This is a genomic window from Nannocystis pusilla (genome assembly GCF_026626665.1).
Lineage (GTDB): Bacteria > Myxococcota_A > Polyangia > Nannocystales > Nannocystaceae > Nannocystis > Nannocystis pusilla.
On the sequence record NZ_JAPNKE010000002.1, the window covers coordinates 10,911,335 to 10,931,677 of the forward strand.

Sequence of the window (20,343 nt, forward strand, 5' to 3'; positions counted from 1 at the left end):
TCGCCACGGGTGCGGCACGGGTGCGGCGGAAGCCACCGCCGGCGAGGCGATGATGCCGTCGGCGACGCGGGCGGAGCCGGTGAGGATCTCCTGCGCTCGCGCGGCGGTGTGGGATCGCTGCCGGCCTGGGGGACCGGGTCGATCGAGCGCTCCGCTCGGACAGGGTCTGCAGGCGGTCGTCACCGCGGTCGATCGTCGTGACGCCGGGCGGGGCCAGGTGTGGTTCGCTCGGTCGTCACCGCGGTCGATCGTCGTGACGCCGGGCGGGGCCAGGTGTGGTTCGCTGACGAGCGTGGTAGCGCGGGGGAGTTGCGACCGTTGTACCCGCAACCGTCGGCCTGCTCGCCGCGGTCGCGCCGGTGCATGGCGTCCGCGATTGCGTGGTCGGGCGGCGGTGCTTCTGCGTCGCGGGCGCCGGCGTCGGCGAGGATGCGGGCCTGGTTCGCCGACGACAGGTGGGGGCGTATCGGGGCGCGCGGCCAATCTTTCGGTGACGACAGTTCACGCGTGGACGCGGCCGAGAGCGACGAGGGCCCCGTCGGGGACGTGGATTGCGAGCGGTCCGCGGACGGCGAGCGAGAGGTCGATCCCGCCGATGCGTCGTTCGCTGCCGTCGGCGCGCGCGGTCGCGGTCCCGCGCGCGCCGACGAGCAACGTCGGCTCGTCGAGCTCGCGCGCGTGTTCACCGGGGCCGAGCAGCTCGAGCTCGACGTGGGCGCCGCGCAAATGGGGGGAGGCGTCGCCGGGGCGCCACAGCTGAGGTCGGGCGGACACGTCGAGCGTCGCCAGCGCCGACTCGACGTGCAGCGGGCGTCCGCTGCCGTAGTCGTAAAGGCGGTACGTGCAGTCCGAGGGTTGCTGGATCTCCGCGAGGAGGATGCCGGCGCCGATCGCGTGCACCGTGCCCGCGGGGACGAGCACGACCAGGCCGGGGGTGGCGACATGTTCTTCGAGACAGGCGACGATGCTGCCGTCCTCGGCGGCGCGGGCGAGCTGGTCGCGGTCGACGCCGGGGCGGACGCCGGCCCACAGACGGGCGCCCGGGTCGGCGTCGAGCACGATCCACGCCTCCTCTTTGCCAGGCAGAATCGCGCCGGGGCGCGACGGGTCGGGGCGATCGTCGGGGTGGACCTGAACGCTGAGCGGCAGCGCGGTGTCGATGAGCTTGGCGAGGAACGGCAGCGGTCGGCCGAGGACGTCGCCGAGGCGGCGACCGCCGTGGGTGAGGCTCTCGTGGCCGGGGAGGGTGGAGAACTGCCACAGCTCGCCGACGCTGCGCCCGCGGAGCTGCGCGTGCGCGGGGCCTTCGCTCAGCCGTTCGGCCAGGCGGCGGCCGCCCCAGCGGGTCTCCTTGATCGTCTCGGGGGCGAGCTCGGGCGAGAGCAGCGCGGGGACGGCGGCGGGCATGCGCCCAGGGTAGCGTGGGTCGCGGGCGGTCGGGTATCCTGCGGTGGTCGCCGTGGGCGGCAGGAGGGTCATGTCGAGCCGAGAACGCGGTCACGGAGCGGGGCACGGAGCTGAATCTCGGGACATGTCCTCCGGGGCAGGTGACGAGCCGGACGCCGGGCGTCGCGGGGTGTTGAAGCTGGGGATCGGGGCGCTCGGGGTCGGGCTGGCGGCGGTGCCGGTGGTGCCGGCGATCGGCTACCTGCTGTTCCCGACCGGCTCGAAGGCCGGCGAACGGGCGTTCCTGCCGGCGGGCAAGCGCTCGGCGCTGGCCGGGGCGGTGCCGGTGCGGGTCGACCTGTACGCCGACAAGGTCGACGCGTGGAACAAGACGCCGGACGTGAAGCTGGGCTCGTGCTGGGTGCTCGAGCGCGACGGGGCGCTGCAGGCGTTCTCGACGGTGTGCCCGCACCTCGGCTGCGCGGTCGATTACGACGCCGAGTCGCAAAAGTTCAAGTGCCCGTGCCACCGCTCGGCGTTCGGGCTCGACGGGGCGGTCGAGGCCGGGCCGTCGCCGCGGCCGCTCGACTCGCTCGAGGTGAAGGAGGAGAACGGGCTGGTGGCGATCCGGCTGGTGCGATACCGCCAGGGCGTGGCCGACAAGGAGCCGGTCTGATGGCGCTGCTCGATTGGCTCGACGAACGCACCGGGATCCGCTCGGCCACCCGCCTCATGCTCGAGGAGGACGTGCCCGGCGGCGCGCGGCTGCGCTACGTGTTCGGCTCGGTGCTGGTGTTCCTGTTCATGCAACAGGTGGTGCTCGGCATCCTGCTGGCGTTCTACTACAGCCCCTCGGCGACCGACGCGTGGGCGAGCACGGCCTATCTCAACGACCAGGTGACGTCGGGGTGGTTCCTCCGCGGGCTGCACCACCACGGGTCGTCGGCGATGGTGGTGGTCGTGGTGCTGCACCTTCTGCAGGTGGTGTTCGCCGGCGCCTATCGCAAGCCGCGCGAGGTCAACTGGTGGACCGGCCTCTTGATGGGCGCGATCGTGCTGGCGTTCGCGCTCACCGGCTACCTGCTGCCGTGGGACCAGAAGGGCTACTGGGCCACGCAGGTGGCGACCGGGATCATGGGGTCGGTGCCCGGGGGCGAGCCGCTGCAGCAGTTCGTGCAGGGCGGGCCGGAGTACGGCAACCTGACGTTGACGCGGTTCTTCGCGCTGCACGTGTTCGTGCTGCCGATCGCGCTGGCGGGGCTGCTCGGGGTCCACCTGCTGCTGTTCCGCAAGCACGGGGTGACGCCGCCGGACCTGCCGGAGGCCGAGCTGCAGCGCAAGACGCAGCCGTTCTGGCCCAATCAGCTGTTCCTCGACGTGCTGGCGATGGCGGTGTGCGCGGCGGTCCTGGTCGGCCTGACGGTCAAGACCCACGGCGCCGAGCTGTTCGCCCCGGCCGATCCGGCCAGCAATTTCGTGGCCCGGCCCGAGTGGTACTTCCTGTTCCTGTTCCAGCTGCTCAAGTACTTCCAGGGGCCGCTGCAGATCGTGGCGACGGTGCTGCTGCCGGGGGCGGCGGCGGTGTACCTGTTCGCGCTGCCGTTCGTCGACCGCGCCAAGTCGCGAGCGGTGCGCTCGCGCTGGGCGGTGCTGTCGGGGGTCGGCATCCTCATGGCCGGGGTGACGGCGTTGACCGCGGTGGCGATCGCCGAGGACAACAACAACGAGTCGTTCCAGCACGGCGTCGAGCAGGCCCACGCCGAGGCCACGCGCGCGCGCGCTCGCGCGAGAGGGCGTGGCGCCGGTCGGCGGGGTCGCGGTGTTCGACAACGATCCCGAGCAGAAGACCCGCAACCTGTTCAAGGAGCATTGCGCGACCTGCCATACCCTCGAGGGCAAGGGCAGCGAGGAGGCGCCGACGCTCGACGGCTTCACCAGCCGCGAGTGGTTGACGGCCCTGGTCCGAAACCCGCGAGACCGCCGCTTCTACGGGGCGACCAAGCACAACACGATGGAACCACTCACCACGGAGCAAGCCAGCGACGAAGAGCTCGCGGCGGTGGTGGAATACCTGATCGGCCTGTCGGGCGCCGGCGCGGCGGCGAGCGTGGACGCGGCGATGGCCGCTCGCGGCAAGGAGCTGTGGGACAAGAAGCTCGAGTGCTCGTCGTGCCACGAGCTCGAGGCCGGCAAAGACAGCACGGGGCCGACGCTGGCCGGCCGCGGTTCGCCGGCGTGGGTCGCCCGCATCATCCGTGACAGCAGTCAGAAGGACCTGTACGGCGATACCGCGGAGATGCCCAGGTTCGCGGACAAGCTGACGCAGGAGCAGATCGAGGCGCTCGCGCAATTCGTGGCGTCACGCAAGACGCCTTGATCGCGGGTCACCGCGGCGGCAGGGGCTCGGTGCGCTGAGGCGTGCGAGCCCCTGTTTTCGTGTGGCGCTGTACGAACATTCGACAGCGCTTGTTTCGGAGATTCCAAGCCGCCCGAACATTCGCGGAGGGGCGCGTTCGGGGTGATATCGAGCTCGACGGCGTCGCCCGCGAAAGAGCGTCAGGCGGGCCGCGCGCCGCGACTGGGCCCGCTTTGTCGCGGCTGCCGCGCAGATCTGGTGTCTCCAGAGACAGATCATTCGATTGCTCGATGTGGCGAATGCATGAAATGTCAATCGTGTCGCGCTCGCGGGTCCGAGTGAGCGCCCGACGGGCCGCCCGCGCCGCCGATGATTCGTCGCGACCTGAGTACGCTGATGGGCGAGGGGGAACTCGGGCATGCGGATGTATCGGCATATACAAGCGATGACGGTCGCGTTGACCGTTTGTGGGTGTGACGAAGTCGTCGTCGGGTTCGAGGACGTCTCCGGGGGCGAGGAGACGCGGCTACGCGCGCTCCACGACAACGGGGTCGAGTTGAACGGCACCCGCTTCAATGGGACCCGCTTCAACGGGACATGGTTCAACGGGGTGAAGCTCATCAGCGCCAGCATCAGCGAAGGGACGACGAAGTCGAGCCTGAGCGGCTGGTCGCTGGTGCCCGGCACCAGCGAGCTGCAGGCGTACGGCACCAAGGGGGTGCTGTACCGCGGCGCCGACCTCGCGGGCGCGCGGTTGCAGTGGCTCGTCGACGACGGCGGCAAGGAGCCCGTGAGCGCCTGCTGCGGATCGTGGCGGTGAGCCAGAGCGCGAGCCTACCTGATATTTATTTTACGGACATCGACGTCCGCCTCAATGAGGGCAAGTGGGAGTCGCTGTGCAGCGACGGCGCGGGCGCCCCGACCTCGGCGATCGTGGTGCCCGGATATTTCGACCTGGCGACCGCGGACTGGCGGCCGGGCGAGCAGGGCGAACTGGCTTTCGCCTGCCGCGGGACCGCCGCCGGCAAGTGCCTCGAATGGGGCTACCGAATGTGGGCCAAGCACGGGGGCGTCTCGCTCGCCGACCACTATCGCGCCTGTACTCGCATGGTCCGCGCCGACTACTGCGGCACCAACGTGCCGCACACGGAGAACGGCACACCGATCGATATTTCGGACGGGCTTTCGCCGGCGATCCTGGCCCCGGAGACGGACTGGCAGATCGAGGCCAAGTGGGGCCCGCACGGCGCCGTGTGCCTCAATCAGCCGCGCAAGCTGGAACATACGCGCGCCGCGGTGGTGGCCGAGTGCGAGGCGGCCGGGCGCGGCAAGCTGCCGAAGTGCGTCGACGACGACCCGGGCGAGCACGGCGGGCTCCTGGTCTCGCAGGCCGAGCCGAGCTGAATCCGCGTCGAGGGACTCGGGCCGCTCCCGTGGCGGCTCCTGTCCACATTCGGGGGATCCCTGCCGGCGATCCTCCTGGCGGCGATCGGTCAAGGCTCCGCGTGCGTCGGCTCGGCCGCTCCGCCGAGCTCGCGCGCGCGGAGCCAGTCGCGGGCGACGCTGCGCCGGTGGGCGTCGCGGAGGACGATCGCGTCGTGCTCGGCGGCGTGGGCCAGCTCGAGCGCCAGCGAGCGCCGGTCGGGCGCGTACTCCCACAAGGCCTGCGCGTACGACAGGCGGGTCCGGTAGCGGGCGGCCGAGTCGCCGATGCGCTCGCCGAGCTCGTGGGCCCGCTTCAGCTTGGCGAGGCCGCCGACGACGTCGCCGTCGCGCAGGTCGAGCAGGCCGGCGACGGACTGGTGCTCGGCGGTGCTGGGGTTGTCGGAGCCGGTGATCGCGGTCCAGGCCGCGAGCGAGCCCGCCAGCGACTCGCGGGCCTGCTCGAACTCGCCGTTGTCGAATTGCACGAGCGCGAGGTTGGCCAGCGTCTGCAGCGTGTTGGGGTGCTGCTCGCCGAGGGCCTTGCTGAACTCCGCGATCGAATCGCGGAGCAGCGCCGCGGCCTCGACGAAGCGGCGGCGCTCCTGCAGGTCGACGCCGAGGTTGCACAGCGTCATGGCGATCTCGGGGTCGTGCGCCGGCAAGGTCGCGCGGCGGAACTGCAGGTTCTCCCGGTGCAGCGCCTCGGACTCGTCGTGGCGGCCCTGGCGGAATCGCAGCACCGCCAGGTTGTTGCGCAGCTCGCCGACCAGCCGGCTGCGCGGGGCGATCCGCTCGAGCAGGGCGTCTGCCTTTTCGGCCATGCGGTCGGCGGTGGCGAACGAGTCGGCGTCGTGGGCCAGCACGTACACGTCCTTGATCATCGCCCGCGCCAGCACCTCCTCGTGGTCGCTGCGGGTGGCGGTGACGATGGCGCGCCACAGCTCGCTCTCGGCGGCCCGCGTGTCGCCGGACTCGGCCAGGAGCGTGCCGCGACGCAGGAGGGCCTCGGCCAGCACCGGGCGGTCGTCGATCGCCTGGGCGTCGCGCACCGCCTCCTCGGCCAGCGCCAGGCCGGGCTGGAGCCGCCCGGCGCGCTCCAGGGCGTCGATGTGGGCCAGCTTGAGGCGCAGCGTCTCGACCTGCGTCGGCGCCGTCGGGTCGCGCAGGCCGTCGATCCGCTTCCACTCGTCGAGCAACTGGGCGGGGTCGCTGCAGCTCGCCACCGGGGTCAGCGAGAGGACCGAGTCGACGGCGCGGATCACCGTGGCGTCGTCGGCCTCGGCGAGCACGTCGACGCGCGCGGCCAGCTCGGTGCGCCGGCGCTGCAGGCACGACATGCGCAGGTCGAGGACCGAGTCGGACTGCTCGCCCTGGTGGTGGGCCAGGCAGGCCTCCTGGTGCTCGGTCTTCCACTGCGAGGCGTAGCTGTCGAGGGCGTTGCGGGCGAAGCTCGAGGCCTGGATGGCGAACGGGAGCTCGGTGGCGAGGAAAGCCTCGTGCAGCGCGCGGCTGCGGGTGTCGTCCCATACGCCGGCGAGCTTGTCGTCGGCGCCCTGGCAGACGGGGTCGGCCTGCGAGAACACGAAGCCGGCGACGCCGAGGGCCAGCGCGGCGAGGCCGCCGGCGATCAGGCGCCTGCGGCCGCGCACGCGGTCGAGCTCGGCGAGGAGGGCGTCCATCGACGGGAAGCGGCGGGTCGGGTCGCGGGCGAGGCCCCGCATGGTCAGGTCTTGCAGCCACTGCGGCACCATCGACAGCACCGGCGGCGGCAGCAGCCGGCCGAGCAGGACGCTCTGTTTCAGCTCGTCGACGGTCTCGCCGACGAACGGCCGCCGGCCGAACAGCGCCTCGTAGAGGGCGACGCAGAACGAGATTGGTCGCTGCGCGCGTCGGCGGGGACGCGCATGAACTGCTCCGGCGCCATGTACTTGGGGGTGCCGACCAGCGAGCCCATCGCGGTGAGGCGGGCCAGCGACGGGCTCGAGCGCGAGGCGCTCGGCGAAATCTGCTCGGGCAGCGGCGAGTCGGCCGAGCGCGCCAGGCCGAAGTCGGCGACGAACACCCGGCCCTGGCCGTCGATCAGGACGTTCTCGGGCTTGAAGTCGCGGTGCACCAGGCCGGCCGCGTGGGCCGCCGCCAGACCGCGGCCGGCTTGCGCGAACACTTGCGAGATCTCTGGCCAGCTCCTCGGCTGCTCCGAGAGCCATTGCCTCAAGGTCTGGCCCTGCACGAACTCGAGGGCGATGAAGTCGAGGCCGCCCCACTCGCCGACGTCGTAGACCTGGACCACGTTGGGATGCGACAGCTGGGCCAGCGCCTTGGCCTCGCGCAGCAGGCGGGCGCGCGCCTGGCTGTGGTCGGCTCCCGGCGCGCGCAACAGCTTCAGCGCGACCTTGCGGTCGAGCGCCTCGTCATACGCGCGGTACACCACCCCCATCGCCCCGGCGCCCTGACGCCCGAGCACGACGTACCGCCCGATCCGTACCACCTCGCTGGGGTCGGCGGTGGCGTCGTCGGGGGAGACTCTGCATTCGTCGTGGACAGCAGCACCGACGACCCAAGGCTAGGATCGGATCGCAAAAGGAAGCAAGCGACCGCTGAAACGCCGCTGGGCACAGGAACGCGGGTAACCTCGTTGGGGTCGCAGGCCCGCCGAGGTGTGGGCCGAACGCCGCCACGGCAATCGCATTAAATGCGGCGCTCGGAGGACGCCCTCATGCGCCTCGCGGTATGGTGATTCGTCGGGCGGCCGGTGGTATGCGCATTTCCGGGGCGCGCGATCGCAGCGCGGGCCGGAGCGGGCCCGCGGTCGATCCGGAGCGGCGCGGCGAAGCGGGCTCTGCTGCCGTGAAACAGCGGTATGCGCCGCATCGCGGCCGCGCGAAGGTCTCCGGGGTGACGACGGAGCCGAGCGCCCGCGGACGGGCCGTTCGCCGGCGGGTCGCGCCGAATGTGCGTAGTCGGCGGAGCTCCGGTCGCGCGAGGACTCGTGCCATTCGTGAGGAGCGGACCGGCCGTCCGACTCGCGGCGTCCCGCGAGCCGTAGCCCGGCGCGGACATGGCCTGTCCTGAGAGACATGTCATCGATCGGGCCCGGCGGCGAGCGGCGAGCGGCGCGGAGGCTGCGCTGCGGCGGAGGGCCGCGGTCGGGTGCGGCGGCTTGCGCGGGGCCGCCCTTGTTGATATTGCCCGGATATGGACTTTCGCTCGCTTTCCTGGTTCGCCCTCGTCTGCACGCTCTCGACCGTCGCCTGCACCGAACGCGACCCGCTGGACAGCGCGACGATGGCCGCGACCGGCGACTCGACCGGGATGCCGCCGACCGACCCGCCCAGCGACCCGGTGACGACCACGGGCGACGTGCCGACGCCGACGACGGCGGTCGACCCCGGCGACCCGACGGCGACGACCGGTTCGGTGCCGGGCGATCCGACCGAGACGAGCGACTCGACCACCGGCGACGCGCCGGTGCTGGTAGGGGAGTACTTGTTGGCGGTGTCGACGGTCATCGCGCCCGCGCAGCCGTTCCAGTTCATCGCCACCAACGAGCTCGTCGGTGCGCCGGGCCAGCAGACGATGCGCACCGCGCTGCAGCCGCTGCGGCTCGATCAGGGCAAGGTGACGACGCCGCGCACCCCGATCGGCGAGCCGCTGGTGTTCGCCGGGATCCCGGTGGTCGACGGCATCTTCAAGGTCGACCTCGGGGTGGTGATGATCAGCGGCGCGGCCAACCCGATCACCGGCAGCGACATCACGGCCCAGCTCGCGCTGGTCGGCGAGTTCGTCGGTCCGGACTTCTACTGCGGGACGGTCGAGGGCGACGTGCTGTCGCCGCTGATGTCCAGCCTGAGCGGCTCGACGTTCGCGGCGGTGCGCATCGACGACCCGAGCGACCTGCCGACCGACGTGACGTTCGACTGCTCGGGCAACACCGCCACCGACCCGTGATCGCTCACTCGTGCGGGGTGATGTCGATCTCGGGCGTGCTGCTGAAGAAGTTGTTGCGCTGCGGGTCCTGGTAGCGGGCGTAGTCGATGGCCCACGGGACGGCCTCGACCAGGCCGTCCTTGCTGGTGACGGTGAGCGCCATGGGCCGGACGTCGCGGTAGTTGCTGTCGGGCGGGAGGTCGTCGTTGCTGGCGCCGCCGGCCGAGAACAGGGTGAAGAGGCGGATGTCGGCGTCGCCGTAGTGGTTCTTGAAGCCGGCGTTGACCTTCTCGTGGCCGCGCACCAGCACGTTGCAGCCGATCCGCTGCATGAACTTGCGGAACTGCAGGCGGCCGAAGGCGAACCGCGCCGAGGCCTTCTGCAGCTCGTCGGGGACCATGTCGGCCTTGCTCGGGTCGCTCCACAGCATCTGGAAGCGGATGTCCTCGCGGTTGAGCGAGGCCAGGTCGGCCCACTTCTCGGCGATCATGCTGTCGCGCGGGATGCCGGCGTGGACGAACAGCATCTGGTCGAACAGCAGCATGTTCGGCATGGCGTCGAAGAAGTCGAGGAAGCGGCCGAACACGTCGGCGCCGAGGTGCGGGGTGAGGCTGTTGATCGCCTCGGCCGGACGGACGCCGCCGTACACCTTGCCCTGGTACTCGATGTAGTACTCGTGGTTGCCGCGCAGCACGAACACGTGGTCGGGGGCGGCGAGGAAGAGGTTCAAGATCGTGCGCAGGACGCCGTTGTAGCTGAAGCGCCCGCGGTCGATGTAGTCGCCGAGCAGGACCAGGCGGACGTCGGGGTTGTTGTCGGGGTCGGCCTTGAAGCGCCGGACCTTCTCGATGAAGTTGCTCTGGTGGACGGCGGCCTTGAGGCACGAGTAGCAGCCGTGCAGGTCGCCCAGGACGATGAGCTCGTACTGGCGGCCGGGCTTCGACGGCAGGACGTAGACGTGCTCGTCGAGGAACTCGTCGCCGCCGGCGAAGTCGGCCACGCTGGCGTGACCCTCGAGCCGACCGCGGCCGCGGACACGGTACTCCTCCCACTTCTCCTCGACCTTGTCGAGCAGCGCGAGGTCGGCCGCGAACTGCCGCTGCAGCTGCGACGGGTCGGCCGAGTAGTGGTACTCGAACTTGGCGAAGAACGGGTGGTTGTCCTGCGCCGGCAGGGCCAGCTGGATCGGGTCGCGGACCTCGATGCTGACGCTCTCGAGCGCGCTGTCGTCGAGGATAAGCTCGGCCCCCAGCAGCTCGGCGAGGTCGTTGCGGAAGGCGGCCTCGTCCGGATGCACCTGGCCGTCGGCCTCGATGAAGCGGTCGACCACCTCGAGCAGGTTCTGCCGGTTGGCCTCGTCCAGCCCCTGGAACATCTCGAAGCAGCGCAGCTTGAGCTGCGAGACGACGAACCGCTGCGGGTCCTCGCCGTCGGCGACGGCCTCGGTCAAGAGGCTCTTGATCTCGCGGTCGATCTCCTGGAACCGCTGGACGTAGTGCTCGTGCTGGTTCTCGATCCGCTCGAACCGCAGCTCGGGGTCGAGCGGCCCGCCCTCGTCGATCCTCGCGGTCACCAGCTCGCGCAGGAAGGCGCGCACGAACGCCTTTTCGCGGATGTCGAACTCGCTGTCGATGTAGCCCAGCGTGGTGAGGTAGAAGATCAGAGCCTCGATCTGCTGCTCGGCGATGGCGGGATCGGAGTGGAGCTGGATCATGTGGCGACCGGCGCAACCATATCGCGGGGCCGCCCCCGACGCGGCCCCGGGTGCTCCCGGGCATTCACGGGCCCTCGCCGCGCGGTCCCGCGCAGACGGGCTCGCGGACGCGGTTCGTCGGCCCAGGCGAGGCAGGAGTGACTTTCCGCCGCGGGCGACCGGGGCGGTCGCCCGCGGCCGCGGTCGCGGTAGCGAGGCGGCGGGCGGGAGGATGTGGCTCTCGAGGCATGTCCTCGGGGACATGTCCAGAGCGGCGTTTGCAGGGGCGCAGGGACGACCGGGGCTTCGGGTCATGTCCGTACGGACAGGCGAGGCGGTGTCGCCGCGGTGGGGGGTGATGCGCGGATGTGCGATCTCCGCGAGACGGCGCTTTGCCCGGCCGTATCCGTGTAAATGTGGGTCGGGTCCGGCGCGAGGTCTGGCCCCCGCGCCCGCGCAGGGCCGCCGCAGGGCCGAAAAGCGGCGGTCCGGCGGCAATACCACGGCGAGCGACCGGGCCGCGGCGAAGCGCCGAGGAGGTGGGGTCTCCTGCTGAGGTCGGGCGGCAAATCTGGTAGCGTTTGCGCCTTGCGCTGCCACGCGTACCTCATACGCAGCGAGCGCTACCTCGACATCGAGGAGGTCTTGCTGCAACAACTGGCCACGGCCAGCCGCGAACAGGTCATAGACCTGATCGGGCGCGACTATCGTCGCGTCGAGCTGCTGAGCGGAGAGTGGCGCCTGCTGTTCACCCAGCCGCGCGTGCTCGAGGCCTACCGACCGACGATCGGCACCAGCCAGCGGCGAGTGGCGCGGATGATGGCCGCGCCCGACCAACTGGCGCCGCTGGTCAACACGCTGTGGCAGCACGAGATCCGCGATCGCTGGCGGGCCATCACGTTCGGGCTGCAGCACCTCACCTGCGCCCTGCCGCTGGCCTCCGGCCTGGTCGGGGCGGTGTTCGTCGAGGAGCCCGACCTGTGGCTGTCGGCCGAGCCGACGCACGAGATCCTGGCGATCCACCCCGACGTGTTCGCGCTGATCGGGACGCAGATCCGCAAGCTCGCCGAGGACGGCGACTGGGCCCAGATGGCCCGCCTGGTCGCCGATCACTGTGACTCGTCGGTCGAGTTCACCAGCGACAAGTGGCTCGGGCTGCGCGAGCAGAGCGCCGCCAAGGCGCCCGCGCTGGTCCGCTACATGGACGGCTTCCTGACGCCGCCCGAGCTGCACGAGAGCGTGATCGCGGCGATGCGGCAGATGCTCGACGCGCACGTGCAGCCGAGCCTCGACGCGTGGCTCCGCGTTCACGCCGACCGGGCCCGCTACGCGCTGGTGTTCCGCGACATGCGGCGCGAGCACTCGCGGGCGTCGGCGCCGCTGCTGGTGGCGACCGGCTGACGGGCCCGCCGGGCGTCGTTCCAGGCGCACGAGGCCGTGACCGGGGCTGCGCGGGCCGGCAGCGAACGGGTGGGGCGCGAACGGATTGCCGGCGGCGCGCGTGCGGGCTTCGTGCTTAGATGAGGCGATGCGGACGATCTCCGGGCGCGCCCTCGCCCTCGCGCTGGTCGCGGGCTGCGCCGACGACGTGGCCGAAGCGACAGGTGAGCCGACGACCTCGGGCGAGGCGACGACGACCACGACCGGCGCGACGACCGAGTCGACGACGCCGCCGCCGGTGACGACGACCACGGGGACGACCACCGGCGAGGAGACCACCGCGACCGCCGAGCCGACCGCAGGACCGACGACGGGGATGGTCGACGAGGCGCTGTGCATGCGCCTCGGCGGGCAAGCCGGGGCGCAGGCGCTGGCGGTGGGGATCGCCGGGCAGCTCGCGGCCGACGAGCGGATCAACGCCTACTTCCTCAACGCGCAGTTCGACGGCGGCCGCTTCCTCGACTGTCTCGTGGACCAACTGGCGACGCTCGCCGGCTGCCCGGGCGCGACGTACACGTGCAAGGGGATGAAGTCGGCCCACACCGGGCTGGGGGTGTCGGCGATCGACTTCTCCGACTTCGTGGCCGACGTGGCGACCGCGCTCGACGACCACCAGGCCGGGCCCGCGCCGCTGCTGACCGACGACGACAAGGTGACGCTGCTCGACGCGCTGACGGCGATGGCGGGGGAGGTGGTCGAGGACGCGGGCGACGACGCGACGCTGTACCAGCGCCTCGGTCGCAAGCCGGGGCTGCAGGCGGTGGTCGGCTCGCCGGAGGCGCCGGGCTCGTGGCTGGCGGGGGTGCTGGCCGACGCGACGCTGTCGGGGTTTTTCAGCGGGATCGACGAGGTGCGCTTCGAGACATGTCTCGTGAGACAGCTTGCGAGCGTCGACGGGCCGACGGTCTACGGCGCGGAGGTCGACCCGCCGCCGGGGATCGAGCCGGGCGTGAGCGCGGCGGCGCCGTGCCGGGCGATGCAGCCGGTCCACGCGGGGGTGAAGAACGAGATGCTCGGCGGGACGCCGATCACGTCGGCGGACTTCGTGGCGATGCTCGGCCACCTCGGCGCGGCGCTGGCGAACGCCGCCGCCGACGAGGACGACGCGGCGGCGCTGCAAAAGGCGTTGGAGCCGCTGTGCGCGGAGATGGCGGTCGACCCGGAGAACTGCCCGGGCGCGACCGAGGTCGAGGAGTTCGCGCAGGTCGACCTCGGGGCGGCGATCGAGGACGGGTCCTACGACGGGACGCCGGCGACGATGGCCTGCGCGACGCTGACGGTGCCGGCGACCGGGTTCGACGTGGTCGCGGGGGTCGAGGTCGAGGTGGGGATCGATACCGGCTACGCGGGCGACCTGACGATCAAGCTGCTGTCGCCGGCCGCGGAGACGGTGACTCTGGTCAGCCGCCCGGGCCTCGACGAGGCCGCCGACGACGGCTCGGGCTGCAGCGGCGACAACTCCAACGTCAGCGCCGCGGCGCCGCTGAGCTTCAGCCTCGCGGGCGAGAAGGACGCGGAGCTGATGGGCGACGGGCTCGGCACCGACGAGACGATCTGCGCCGACGACATGGCCTGCAGCTACACGCCGAACCCGGGCGCGGCGGTCGGGCCCGATCTGGCCAGCCTGGCCGGCTCGGCGGCTCCCGGCGAGTGGCAGGTGTGCGTGGGCGACAGCTGCGGCGGCTTCACGGCGACGCTGCAGCTGGCGCGCCTGCGGCTGACGCGAGGCAAGTGACGCGCGCCGCCGGGGGCGGGCGAGTGAGGCCAGCATCGCGGCTGCGGCGGACTCGCGGCGAGCGAGGGCCGGGGGACGAGCGCGGCGCAGCAGCTCGGGCGCGGGCGGCTGACATGACAGGGCCGCCGGGCGCGCGGCGTCATCGCGGCAGCGCGGTGCGACGACGCGGCCGGCCGCCGGGTGTGGCGTCACGGCGGCAGGGGTCGAGGTGCCGATGCTGCAGCTGCGGGCGAGGGAGCGGGCCGGTCGCGCTGGGGGGAGGGCGCGGTCGGGGGGCTGTTCAGGGGTCGTTGAAGGCGCCGGGGACGAGGCAGGCGGCCAGGTCGCTGCGGCGGATGAAGACGCTGCGTCCGAGCCGGACGGAGGGGATCTGGCCGCGACTGATGCGGTGATAGATGGCCTTGCGGCTGGTCTTGAGCATGGTCGCGACCTCGTCGACCGTGAGCAGGTCGAGCGCCGCGGCGTTGTCTGAGCGAGGCTTCGCGCTTTTCCTATCCCCACGCGGGACCATCGGTTCCCTCCCCGTTCCCCGAGGTCACGCTAACCCAAGCGCCAGCGGGAGCACAATGGCCGCCCGGGACGGCTCTGGCCGCCTCTGGGGCTCGCTTCCGCGAGGTTCGAGCTTGCTTCGCGGCGGCCGGCGGCGCAAGACTGCGCGGCCGATGTCGCTCGCCGAGCTCGTACACGTCTCTGCCCTCGAACAGGCGCGCCTGCTGCGGCGCCGCGAGATCCGCAGCCAGGAGCTGGTCGGGCTGTACCTCGACCGCATCGCCGCGCACAACCCCGCGCTGTCCGCCTTCGTGTCGGTGTTCGACGCGCGCGCGGCGGGCGGCCCGGGCGGCCGACGATGCGCTCGACCGCGCGGCGCGGCGCGGCGCGGCCGACTCGATCCCGCCCCTGCTCGGGGTGCCGATCGGCGTCAAGGACCTCAACTTCGTCCGGGGGTCGCGGACGCGAATGGGCTCGCACGGGGTGCTGCCGCTGTACTCGCCGGTCGACGACGCGACGGTGGCCAAGCTGCGCGCGGCGGGGCTGATCGTGCTCGGCAAGCTGGCGACGTCGGAGCTCGGGGCCTTGCCGGTGACCGAGCCGGACACGCACCCGCCGACGCGCAACCCGTGGGACCCGTCGCGCACGGCCGGCGGCTCTTCCGGGGGCTCCGGCGCGGCGGTCGCCGCCGGCCTCTTGCCGTGGGCGCAGGGCAGCGACGGCGCCGGCTCGATCCGGATCCCCTCGGCTTTCTGTGGGCTCGTCGGCGTCAAGCCGTCGCGCGGGCGGGTCGCCAATGCGTTCGGTCGCGACGATCGCACGCTGCTCTACACCTGCGGCCCGCTGGCGCGCTCGGTCGCCGACGCGACGGCGCTGCTCGACGTGATGGCCGGGCTGACCGTCGGGCGGCCGCACTGGCTGTCCCCTCCGCCATGTCCTTACGGACAGATGACGGAGCCGTCGCCGCGTCTGCGGATCAAGCTGGCGGTCGACTCGCCGATCGCCGCCGCGGAGCCGGAGTGGGCCGCGGCCGCGCGCGCCGTCGGCTCGGCGCTGGCGGCGGAGGGGCACCGGGTCGAGGAGGTCGAGATGGCGCGCGGGTCGGTCGACGACTTCCTGCCGATCTATCAGCGCATGCTGGCCGACGTGCCGTGGGTGCGCGCGGACCGGCTGCAGCCGGCGACCCGGTGGTTGGTCGAGGCCGGTCGGCGGAACTCGCCGACGCTGGCCCACGCCGCCTACATGACGCTGCGCGAGCGGGTGCTGGCGTGGGTCGGTGACGCCGAGTTGGTGCTGACGCCCGCAGTGGTGGGACCTCCGCCGCCGATCGGGGCGTGGCGCGGACCTGACGGCGAGGCGGTGTTCCGCGCCTACGCGGTCTACGGGGCGTTCACTGCGCCGTTCAACATCACCGGTCAGCCGGCGGTCGCGCTGCCGGTGGCGAGCTCGCGCGAGGGCCTGCCGATCGCCGTGCAGCTGGTCGCCCTCGTCGGCCGCGAGGACCGTGTGCTGGCGGTCGCTCGCGAGGTCGAGGCGCTGTTCCCGGGCGCCCGCGAGTACCTGTCTCGTCGAGCATGTCCTGACAGCCAGGTGTATTGGCCGCCCGAGGCGCCGTCCGTTACACCTGCCTGACAAAAAGTCGCGACGGAATCTCACAGGAATGCCGTGCGTTCCGACTGAGTCCGATCAGCATCTCGGTGCGTGATCTGCAAGAGACCACCGAGACGTGCGAGATCAAAACGGTGTCGGACATCGAGTGATCCAACACGCGGCCCCCCGCCGCTATCACGACAAAGACCTTATCGCGGAGAACGTGCCATGACCCCCCAACGCTTCCAAGCTGCCCCTTTACGTGCTGACCGGCGTCTACTACCTCATGACGGCGCCGCGCTCGGTCCGCAGGCTGCAGAAGAAGCTGCTTGCGTTGACTTAATGAAATCCCGCGGCGGCCGGTACGCCGGCCGTCACGGGCATGTGTCCGGGCGACGCGCTGCGCCCTCGACGACAGCGCGACGATTGACAATCGAAGACAGCGGCCTCTGCCACCGCCCCCGATGTGACAGCGGTGTCAGGCCCAGTGGAGCTCGCCGACCATGGATGTCGCGGTGAACTTGCCATGGGCGTCGCGGGTCAGCTTGCTGGCCGCGACATCGGGATCGTGGGTGTAAAACACTGTCCCGTCGTCGGCGAGGATCCGGGCCAGCAAGGCCTCCTTCTCGTCGATGAGCAGCTCGGGGTAGCGGTCGTAGCCCATGGTGATGGGCAGGTGGACCCACGGCACGCCGGGCACGAGATCGCCCAGGAAGGTGACCCCGCCCCGCGGTGTCTCGATGCGTGCGAGCAAGAGACCGGGTGTGTGACCGTTGGAGACGGTGAAGGTGTAGCCGGGGCCGAGCAGCTCGCTGCGCTCGCCGCTCACGCGCTCGAGGCGCCCGGTGGCGAGGATCAGGTCGGTGAGCCCCGGGATGAAGGAGGCGCGGTCGCGCGGGTGCGGGTGCAGCGCCCGCTGCCAGGCGTCCTCGCCGACCACGTAGCTGGCCCGGGGGAACACCAGGGCGGGCGGCTGGCCCGCGGACCAGGCGGTGAGGAGGCCGCCGGCGTGGTCGAAGTGGAGGTGGCTCAGGACGATGATGTCGACGTCCTCGGGCTTCACCCCGAGCGCGGCGAGCGAGTCGAGGAGGACGTGCTCCGTCTCGACGACGCCGAACCGCTCGCGCAGCTTGGGCTCGAAGAAGGCGCCGATGCCGGCCTCGAAGAGGATCGTGCGGCCGCGGTCGTCGCGGACGAGGAGGCAGCGGCAGGCGAGGGAGATCCGGTTCTGCTCGTCCGGCGGGGCCCAGCGCTGCCACATGGCCCGCGGGACGTTGCCGAACATCGCGCCGCCGTCGAGCCGCTGGGTGTTGCCGCGCACGGAGTCGAGCCGCATGCGGCGGGTGTATCACTTCTCCGCAGGCAGCGCCCGCACCAGCCGGGCGAAGGTGTCGCCCCGCTCGCCGTAGTCTTGAACCAGTCGTAGCTGGCGCACGCGGGTGAGAGGACCACGGCGTCGCCAGGCCCGGCGAGCGCGGCCGCGACCTCGACGGCCTCGGCCATGGTGCTCGCCCGACGCGCCGGGACCACGCCGTCGGCCAGCGGGTAGAAGAGGTCGGCCGACTCGCCGATGGCGACGAGCGCGCGGCCGCTGCGGCGCAGCAGCTCGCGCAGGGGCGCGAGATCGTCGCCCTTGGCCCGGCCGCCGGCGATCAGCACGAAGGGGCGGTCGAAGCCGTCGAGGCTGGCGAGGACGCTGGCGACGTTGGTCGCCTTGGAGTCGTCGTAGAAGCGGACACCCGCCCGCTCGCGGACGAAGGTCATGCGGTGGGGCAGGCCGTGGAAACCCTCGAGGCCGCGCAGGCAGGCGGCGGGGTCGACCCCGAGGTGGCGGGCGGCGAGCAGGGCGAACAGGGCGTTCTTGCTGTTGTGACGGCCGGGGATCGGCAGGGCCCGGCGCGGGAAGCTGTCGCCGTCCGGCAGGACGAGGCTGTCCCCGGGGCCAGGTCCGACGACGCGCGCGCCGTTCGGGTCGTCGACCAGGACGAGGCGGCCGGCGCCGACGCGGGCCCGCAGGAATTCGGTCCAGCCGTCGCCGGCGTCGAGCAGGGCGAGGCCGCCCGCGTGAAGGCCGGTGAACACGCGGGCCTTGGTGGCGGCGTAGTCGGCGAGGGTGGGGTAGCGGTCGAGGTGGTCGGGGGTGATGTTGAGGACCATCGCCACGTCGGTGGCGGCGTGTTCGAGGGTCTCGAGCTGGAAGCTCGAGCACTCGAGCACGAGGGCGTCGGGCGCGGGGGCGCCGGTGCGCAGGAGGCCCTGCAGGGCGGCGGCGAGCGGGACGCCGAGGTTGCCGCCGACGAACGGCTTCATGCCGCCGGCGGCCAGCAGGGCGCCGGTGAGGGCGGTGACGGTGCTCTTGCCGTTGGTGCCGGTGATGAGGACGGTCGGCAGGCGGCCGAAGCGGGCCGCGGCGATCGCCAGAGACAGGCTCATCTCGCCGTGGACCCGAGCCTGCGGGGCGAACTGCTGCTGGGCCGCGCGGAAGCGCTCGGGTGGGACGCCGGGGCTCAGGACCATGAGGTCGACGCCGGCGAAGGCCGCGGCCGGGACGTCGGCGGCGCCGAGCACCGGCTCGACGCCGTCGGGGACGCTGGCGCCGGGGTTCTGATCGTAGAGGCGGACGCGGGCGCCGAGGAACACCAGCAGCTCGGCGGCGGCCCGTCCGCTGGCGCCGGCGCCGATGACGAGGGCGGTGCTGCGGGCGAAGTCGGTCGCCGAGGCGGAGGCTGAGCTCGTCGAGCGGGACGGGGCGGAGGACGAGGTCGCCGCGGGGCCGGTCGAGGAGGGCGCGGTGGCCGAGAGCGACGCGAGGTGCAGTGAATCGACGGCCGCGGGCGAAGCAGAGGGCGGCGAATCGGCGGCCGCGGGCGAATCAGGAGCCGACGACGCGGTCGAGGGCGAAACGGCGACCGCCGACGCGGAGAGGCTCGCGTCGGCGGAGTCGGAGGGGGACGGGTTGTTGGCGGCGGTCACGGGTCCTCAGCGCAGCTTGAGGGTGGCGAGGCCGATGAGGGCGAGCATGAAGCTGATGATCCAGAAGCGGACGACCACCTTGGGCTCGCTCCAGCCCTTGAGCTCGAAGTGGTGGTGGATCGGGGCCATCTTGAACACGCGCTTGCCGGTCAGCTTGAAGCTGACGACCTGCACGATCACGCTGACGGCCTCGAGCACGAAGATGCCGCCGACGACCACGAGGGTGAACTCGTTCTTCGAGGCGACGGCGAGGAAGCCGATGCCGGCGCCGAGCGGGAGGCTGCCGACGTCGCCCATGAACACGCTGGCGGGGAAGGTGTTGTACCAGAGGAAGCCGATGCCGGCCCCGCACATGGCGCCGCAGTAGATGGCGAGCTCGCCGACGCCGGGGATGTGCGGGATGTTGAGGTAGCGGGCGATGTCGAAGCCGGCGATCAGGGTGCCGGCCGCGTAGGTCAGCACGAGGAAGGTGGCGGCGCTCATCACCACGGGGCCGATGGCGAGGCCGTCGAGGCCGTCGGTCAGGTTGACCGCGTTCGAGAAGCCGACCACGACGAGAGTGGCGAACGCGAGGTACATCCACTCGGGGAGCACGAAGAAGTGCTCGTAGAAGTCGGTGAAGGGCATCGCCAGGCGGTAGCGGATGCCCTCCGGCATCAGGCCGCTGAGCGGGCTGAAGAGGTACCAGACCGCGGCGCCGGCGATGAGGAACTGCAGCAGCAGCTTCATCTTGCCGGGCAGGCCGCCCGAGTTCTTCTTGCGGATCTTCAGGCCGTCGTCGATGAAGCCGATGACGCCGCACCCGGCCGTGACCGCGGTGGCGAGCAGGACGAAGCCGTTGCTCATGTCCGACCACAGGACGGTGGGGATGATGAGGCAGAAGAGGATCAGGCTGCCGCCCATCGTCGGCGTGCCGCGCTTGGAGAAGTGCGACTTGGGCCCGTCGTCACGCACGACCTGCCCGAGCTGGATCTTCTGCAGGGTGCGGATGAACCACGGGTAGAGGATCAGCGACAGGACCAGGGCCGTCAGCGTGGCCAGCAAGATCCGCGTGGACGTGTAGCGCAGGACGTTCAGCCAGCTCAGCCAGCTCACGTCATCGTGGAGCGCGAATAGGAGTTGGTACAGCACGTCGTGAGCCGGCTTGCCATGCATGGCCCCGGCGGCGCAACTATTCGCCGAACGCGCCTCTCGGCGGCGCACGGGCCGCGCAGACGCGCCGGGAATACGGGCGGGTGGGCCGCGCGTGCATGTCGGTGCATCGGGTCAGGTGAGCGCGAAGCGGCCGTCACCGGGCCCTCGGGCAGGTGCGTGCGACGACGGCGGGCG

Annotated in this window: 15 protein-coding genes and 2 pseudogenes; 9 read left to right on the forward strand and 8 right to left on the reverse strand. The window is 71.8% G+C overall.

Going from position 1 to position 20,343, the window contains the following annotated elements; all coding sequences use genetic code 11:
• Nucleotides 1-501: 501 nt before the first annotated feature.
• On the reverse strand, nucleotides 502-1,407 hold the full coding sequence (locus OV079_RS48270; RefSeq protein WP_267776957.1) for a type I phosphomannose isomerase catalytic subunit: 906 nt from the start codon (nucleotides 1,405-1,407) through the stop codon (nucleotides 502-504).
• Nucleotides 1,408-1,531: 124 nt separating this feature from the next.
• On the opposite strand from OV079_RS48270, the gene OV079_RS48275 reads away from it, so the two are divergent.
• The 5 genes and pseudogenes from OV079_RS48275 to OV079_RS48290 all read left to right on the forward strand — a co-directional run bounded on the left by OV079_RS48275 (nucleotide 1,532) and on the right by OV079_RS48290 (nucleotide 5,146).
• Nucleotides 1,532-2,062 (forward strand): Rieske (2Fe-2S) protein, encoded by a 531-nt coding sequence (locus OV079_RS48275; RefSeq protein ID WP_267776958.1) that lies wholly within the window; start codon nucleotides 1,532-1,534, stop codon nucleotides 2,060-2,062.
• Between the two features lie 56 nt (nucleotides 2,063-2,118).
• Nucleotides 2,119-3,081, forward strand: a pseudogene (locus OV079_RS59855) (cytochrome b); the annotation flags it as partial.
• Between the two features lie 124 nt (nucleotides 3,082-3,205).
• Entirely contained in the window at nucleotides 3,206-3,763 is a 558-nt protein-coding gene (locus OV079_RS59860; protein WP_420829600.1) for a cytochrome c, read from the forward strand.
• Nucleotides 3,764-4,187: 424 nt separating this feature from the next.
• Nucleotides 4,188-4,562 (forward strand): pentapeptide repeat-containing protein, encoded by a 375-nt coding sequence (locus OV079_RS48285; RefSeq protein ID WP_267776962.1) that lies wholly within the window; start codon nucleotides 4,188-4,190, stop codon nucleotides 4,560-4,562.
• Nucleotides 4,559-5,146, forward strand: coding sequence for an ADYC domain-containing protein (locus tag OV079_RS48290; RefSeq protein WP_267776964.1), 588 nt, complete (start codon nucleotides 4,559-4,561; stop codon nucleotides 5,144-5,146). The genes OV079_RS48285 and OV079_RS48290 overlap by 4 nt, the downstream gene beginning before the upstream one ends.
• Before the next feature lie 89 nt (nucleotides 5,147-5,235).
• On the opposite strand, the gene OV079_RS48295 is transcribed toward OV079_RS48290, so the two are convergent.
• The gene (locus OV079_RS48295; protein WP_267778817.1) at nucleotides 5,236-6,918 is read right to left on the reverse strand and encodes a tetratricopeptide repeat protein; all 1,683 of its coding nucleotides are present in this window, start codon (nucleotides 6,916-6,918) and stop codon (nucleotides 5,236-5,238) included.
• Nucleotides 6,919-6,965: 47 nt separating this feature from the next.
• Nucleotides 6,966-7,655 (reverse strand): serine/threonine-protein kinase, encoded by a 690-nt coding sequence (locus OV079_RS48300; RefSeq protein ID WP_267776966.1) that lies wholly within the window; start codon nucleotides 7,653-7,655, stop codon nucleotides 6,966-6,968.
• Nucleotides 7,656-8,362: 707 nt separating this feature from the next.
• Here OV079_RS48300 and OV079_RS48305 point away from each other — a divergent pair.
• The gene (locus OV079_RS48305) at nucleotides 8,363-9,115 is read left to right on the forward strand and encodes a hypothetical protein (protein ID WP_267776967.1); all 753 of its coding nucleotides are present in this window, start codon (nucleotides 8,363-8,365) and stop codon (nucleotides 9,113-9,115) included.
• 4 nt (nucleotides 9,116-9,119) lie between these two features.
• On the opposite strand, the gene OV079_RS48310 is transcribed toward OV079_RS48305, so the two are convergent.
• Nucleotides 9,120-10,808: a metallophosphoesterase family protein gene (locus OV079_RS48310; RefSeq protein ID WP_267776970.1), complete on the reverse strand. Its 1,689-nt coding sequence runs from the start codon at nucleotides 10,806-10,808 to the stop codon at nucleotides 9,120-9,122.
• A 567-nt stretch (nucleotides 10,809-11,375) separates the two neighbouring features.
• Here OV079_RS48310 and OV079_RS48315 point away from each other — a divergent pair.
• The gene (locus OV079_RS48315; RefSeq protein WP_267776971.1) at nucleotides 11,376-12,188 is read left to right on the forward strand and encodes a hypothetical protein; all 813 of its coding nucleotides are present in this window, start codon (nucleotides 11,376-11,378) and stop codon (nucleotides 12,186-12,188) included.
• A gap of 127 nt (nucleotides 12,189-12,315) precedes the next feature.
• Nucleotides 12,316-13,962: a proprotein convertase P-domain-containing protein gene (locus tag OV079_RS48320; protein ID WP_267776973.1), complete on the forward strand. Its 1,647-nt coding sequence runs from the start codon at nucleotides 12,316-12,318 to the stop codon at nucleotides 13,960-13,962.
• 280 nt (nucleotides 13,963-14,242) lie between these two features.
• On the opposite strand, the gene OV079_RS48325 is transcribed toward OV079_RS48320, so the two are convergent.
• Nucleotides 14,243-14,473: a helix-turn-helix domain-containing protein gene (locus OV079_RS48325; protein WP_096333764.1), complete on the reverse strand. Its 231-nt coding sequence runs from the start codon at nucleotides 14,471-14,473 to the stop codon at nucleotides 14,243-14,245.
• Nucleotides 14,474-14,652: 179 nt separating this feature from the next.
• Here OV079_RS48325 and OV079_RS48330 point away from each other — a divergent pair, with 179 nt between their 5' ends.
• Nucleotides 14,653-16,083: an amidase gene (locus OV079_RS48330; RefSeq protein ID WP_267778818.1), complete on the forward strand. Its 1,431-nt coding sequence runs from the start codon at nucleotides 14,653-14,655 to the stop codon at nucleotides 16,081-16,083.
• Nucleotides 16,084-16,519: 436 nt separating this feature from the next.
• On the opposite strand, the gene OV079_RS48335 is transcribed toward OV079_RS48330, so the two are convergent.
• The 3 genes and pseudogenes from OV079_RS48335 to mraY form a co-directional block, all read right to left on the reverse strand.
• Entirely contained in the window at nucleotides 16,520-17,377 is an 858-nt protein-coding gene (locus tag OV079_RS48335; RefSeq protein ID WP_420829463.1) for an MBL fold metallo-hydrolase, read from the reverse strand.
• A gap of 83 nt (nucleotides 17,378-17,460) precedes the next feature.
• Nucleotides 17,461-19,014 (reverse strand): annotated as a pseudogene (gene murD, locus OV079_RS48340) (UDP-N-acetylmuramoyl-L-alanine--D-glutamate ligase); the annotation flags it as partial.
• Between the two features lie 6 nt (nucleotides 19,015-19,020).
• Entirely contained in the window at nucleotides 19,021-20,145 is a 1,125-nt protein-coding gene (gene mraY, locus OV079_RS48345; protein ID WP_267776977.1) for a phospho-N-acetylmuramoyl-pentapeptide-transferase, read from the reverse strand.
• Nucleotides 20,146-20,343 lie beyond the last annotated feature (198 nt).

Excerpts from the sequence above, each read along its gene's own strand:
- OV079_RS48270 (WP_267776957.1), bottom strand. The coding sequence starts at position 1,407 with ATGCCCGCCGCCGTCCCCGCGCTGCTCTCGCCCGAGCTCGCCCCCGAG.
- OV079_RS48275 (WP_267776958.1), top strand. The coding sequence starts at position 1,532 with ATGTCCTCCGGGGCAGGTGACGAGCCGGACGCCGGGCGTCGCGGGGTG.
- OV079_RS48285 (WP_267776962.1), top strand. The coding sequence starts at position 4,188 with ATGACGGTCGCGTTGACCGTTTGTGGGTGTGACGAAGTCGTCGTCGGG.
- OV079_RS48295 (WP_267778817.1), bottom strand. The coding sequence starts at position 6,918 with ATGGTGCCGCAGTGGCTGCAAGACCTGACCATGCGGGGCCTCGCCCGC.
- OV079_RS48305 (WP_267776967.1), top strand. The coding sequence starts at position 8,363 with ATGGACTTTCGCTCGCTTTCCTGGTTCGCCCTCGTCTGCACGCTCTCG.
- OV079_RS48310 (WP_267776970.1), bottom strand. The coding sequence starts at position 10,808 with ATGATCCAGCTCCACTCCGATCCCGCCATCGCCGAGCAGCAGATCGAG.
- OV079_RS48320 (WP_267776973.1), top strand. The coding sequence starts at position 12,316 with ATGCGGACGATCTCCGGGCGCGCCCTCGCCCTCGCGCTGGTCGCGGGC.
- OV079_RS48325 (WP_096333764.1), bottom strand. The coding sequence starts at position 14,473 with ATGGTCCCGCGTGGGGATAGGAAAAGCGCGAAGCCTCGCTCAGACAAC.
- OV079_RS48335 (WP_420829463.1), bottom strand. The coding sequence starts at position 17,377 with ATGCGGCTCGACTCCGTGCGCGGCAACACCCAGCGGCTCGACGGCGGC.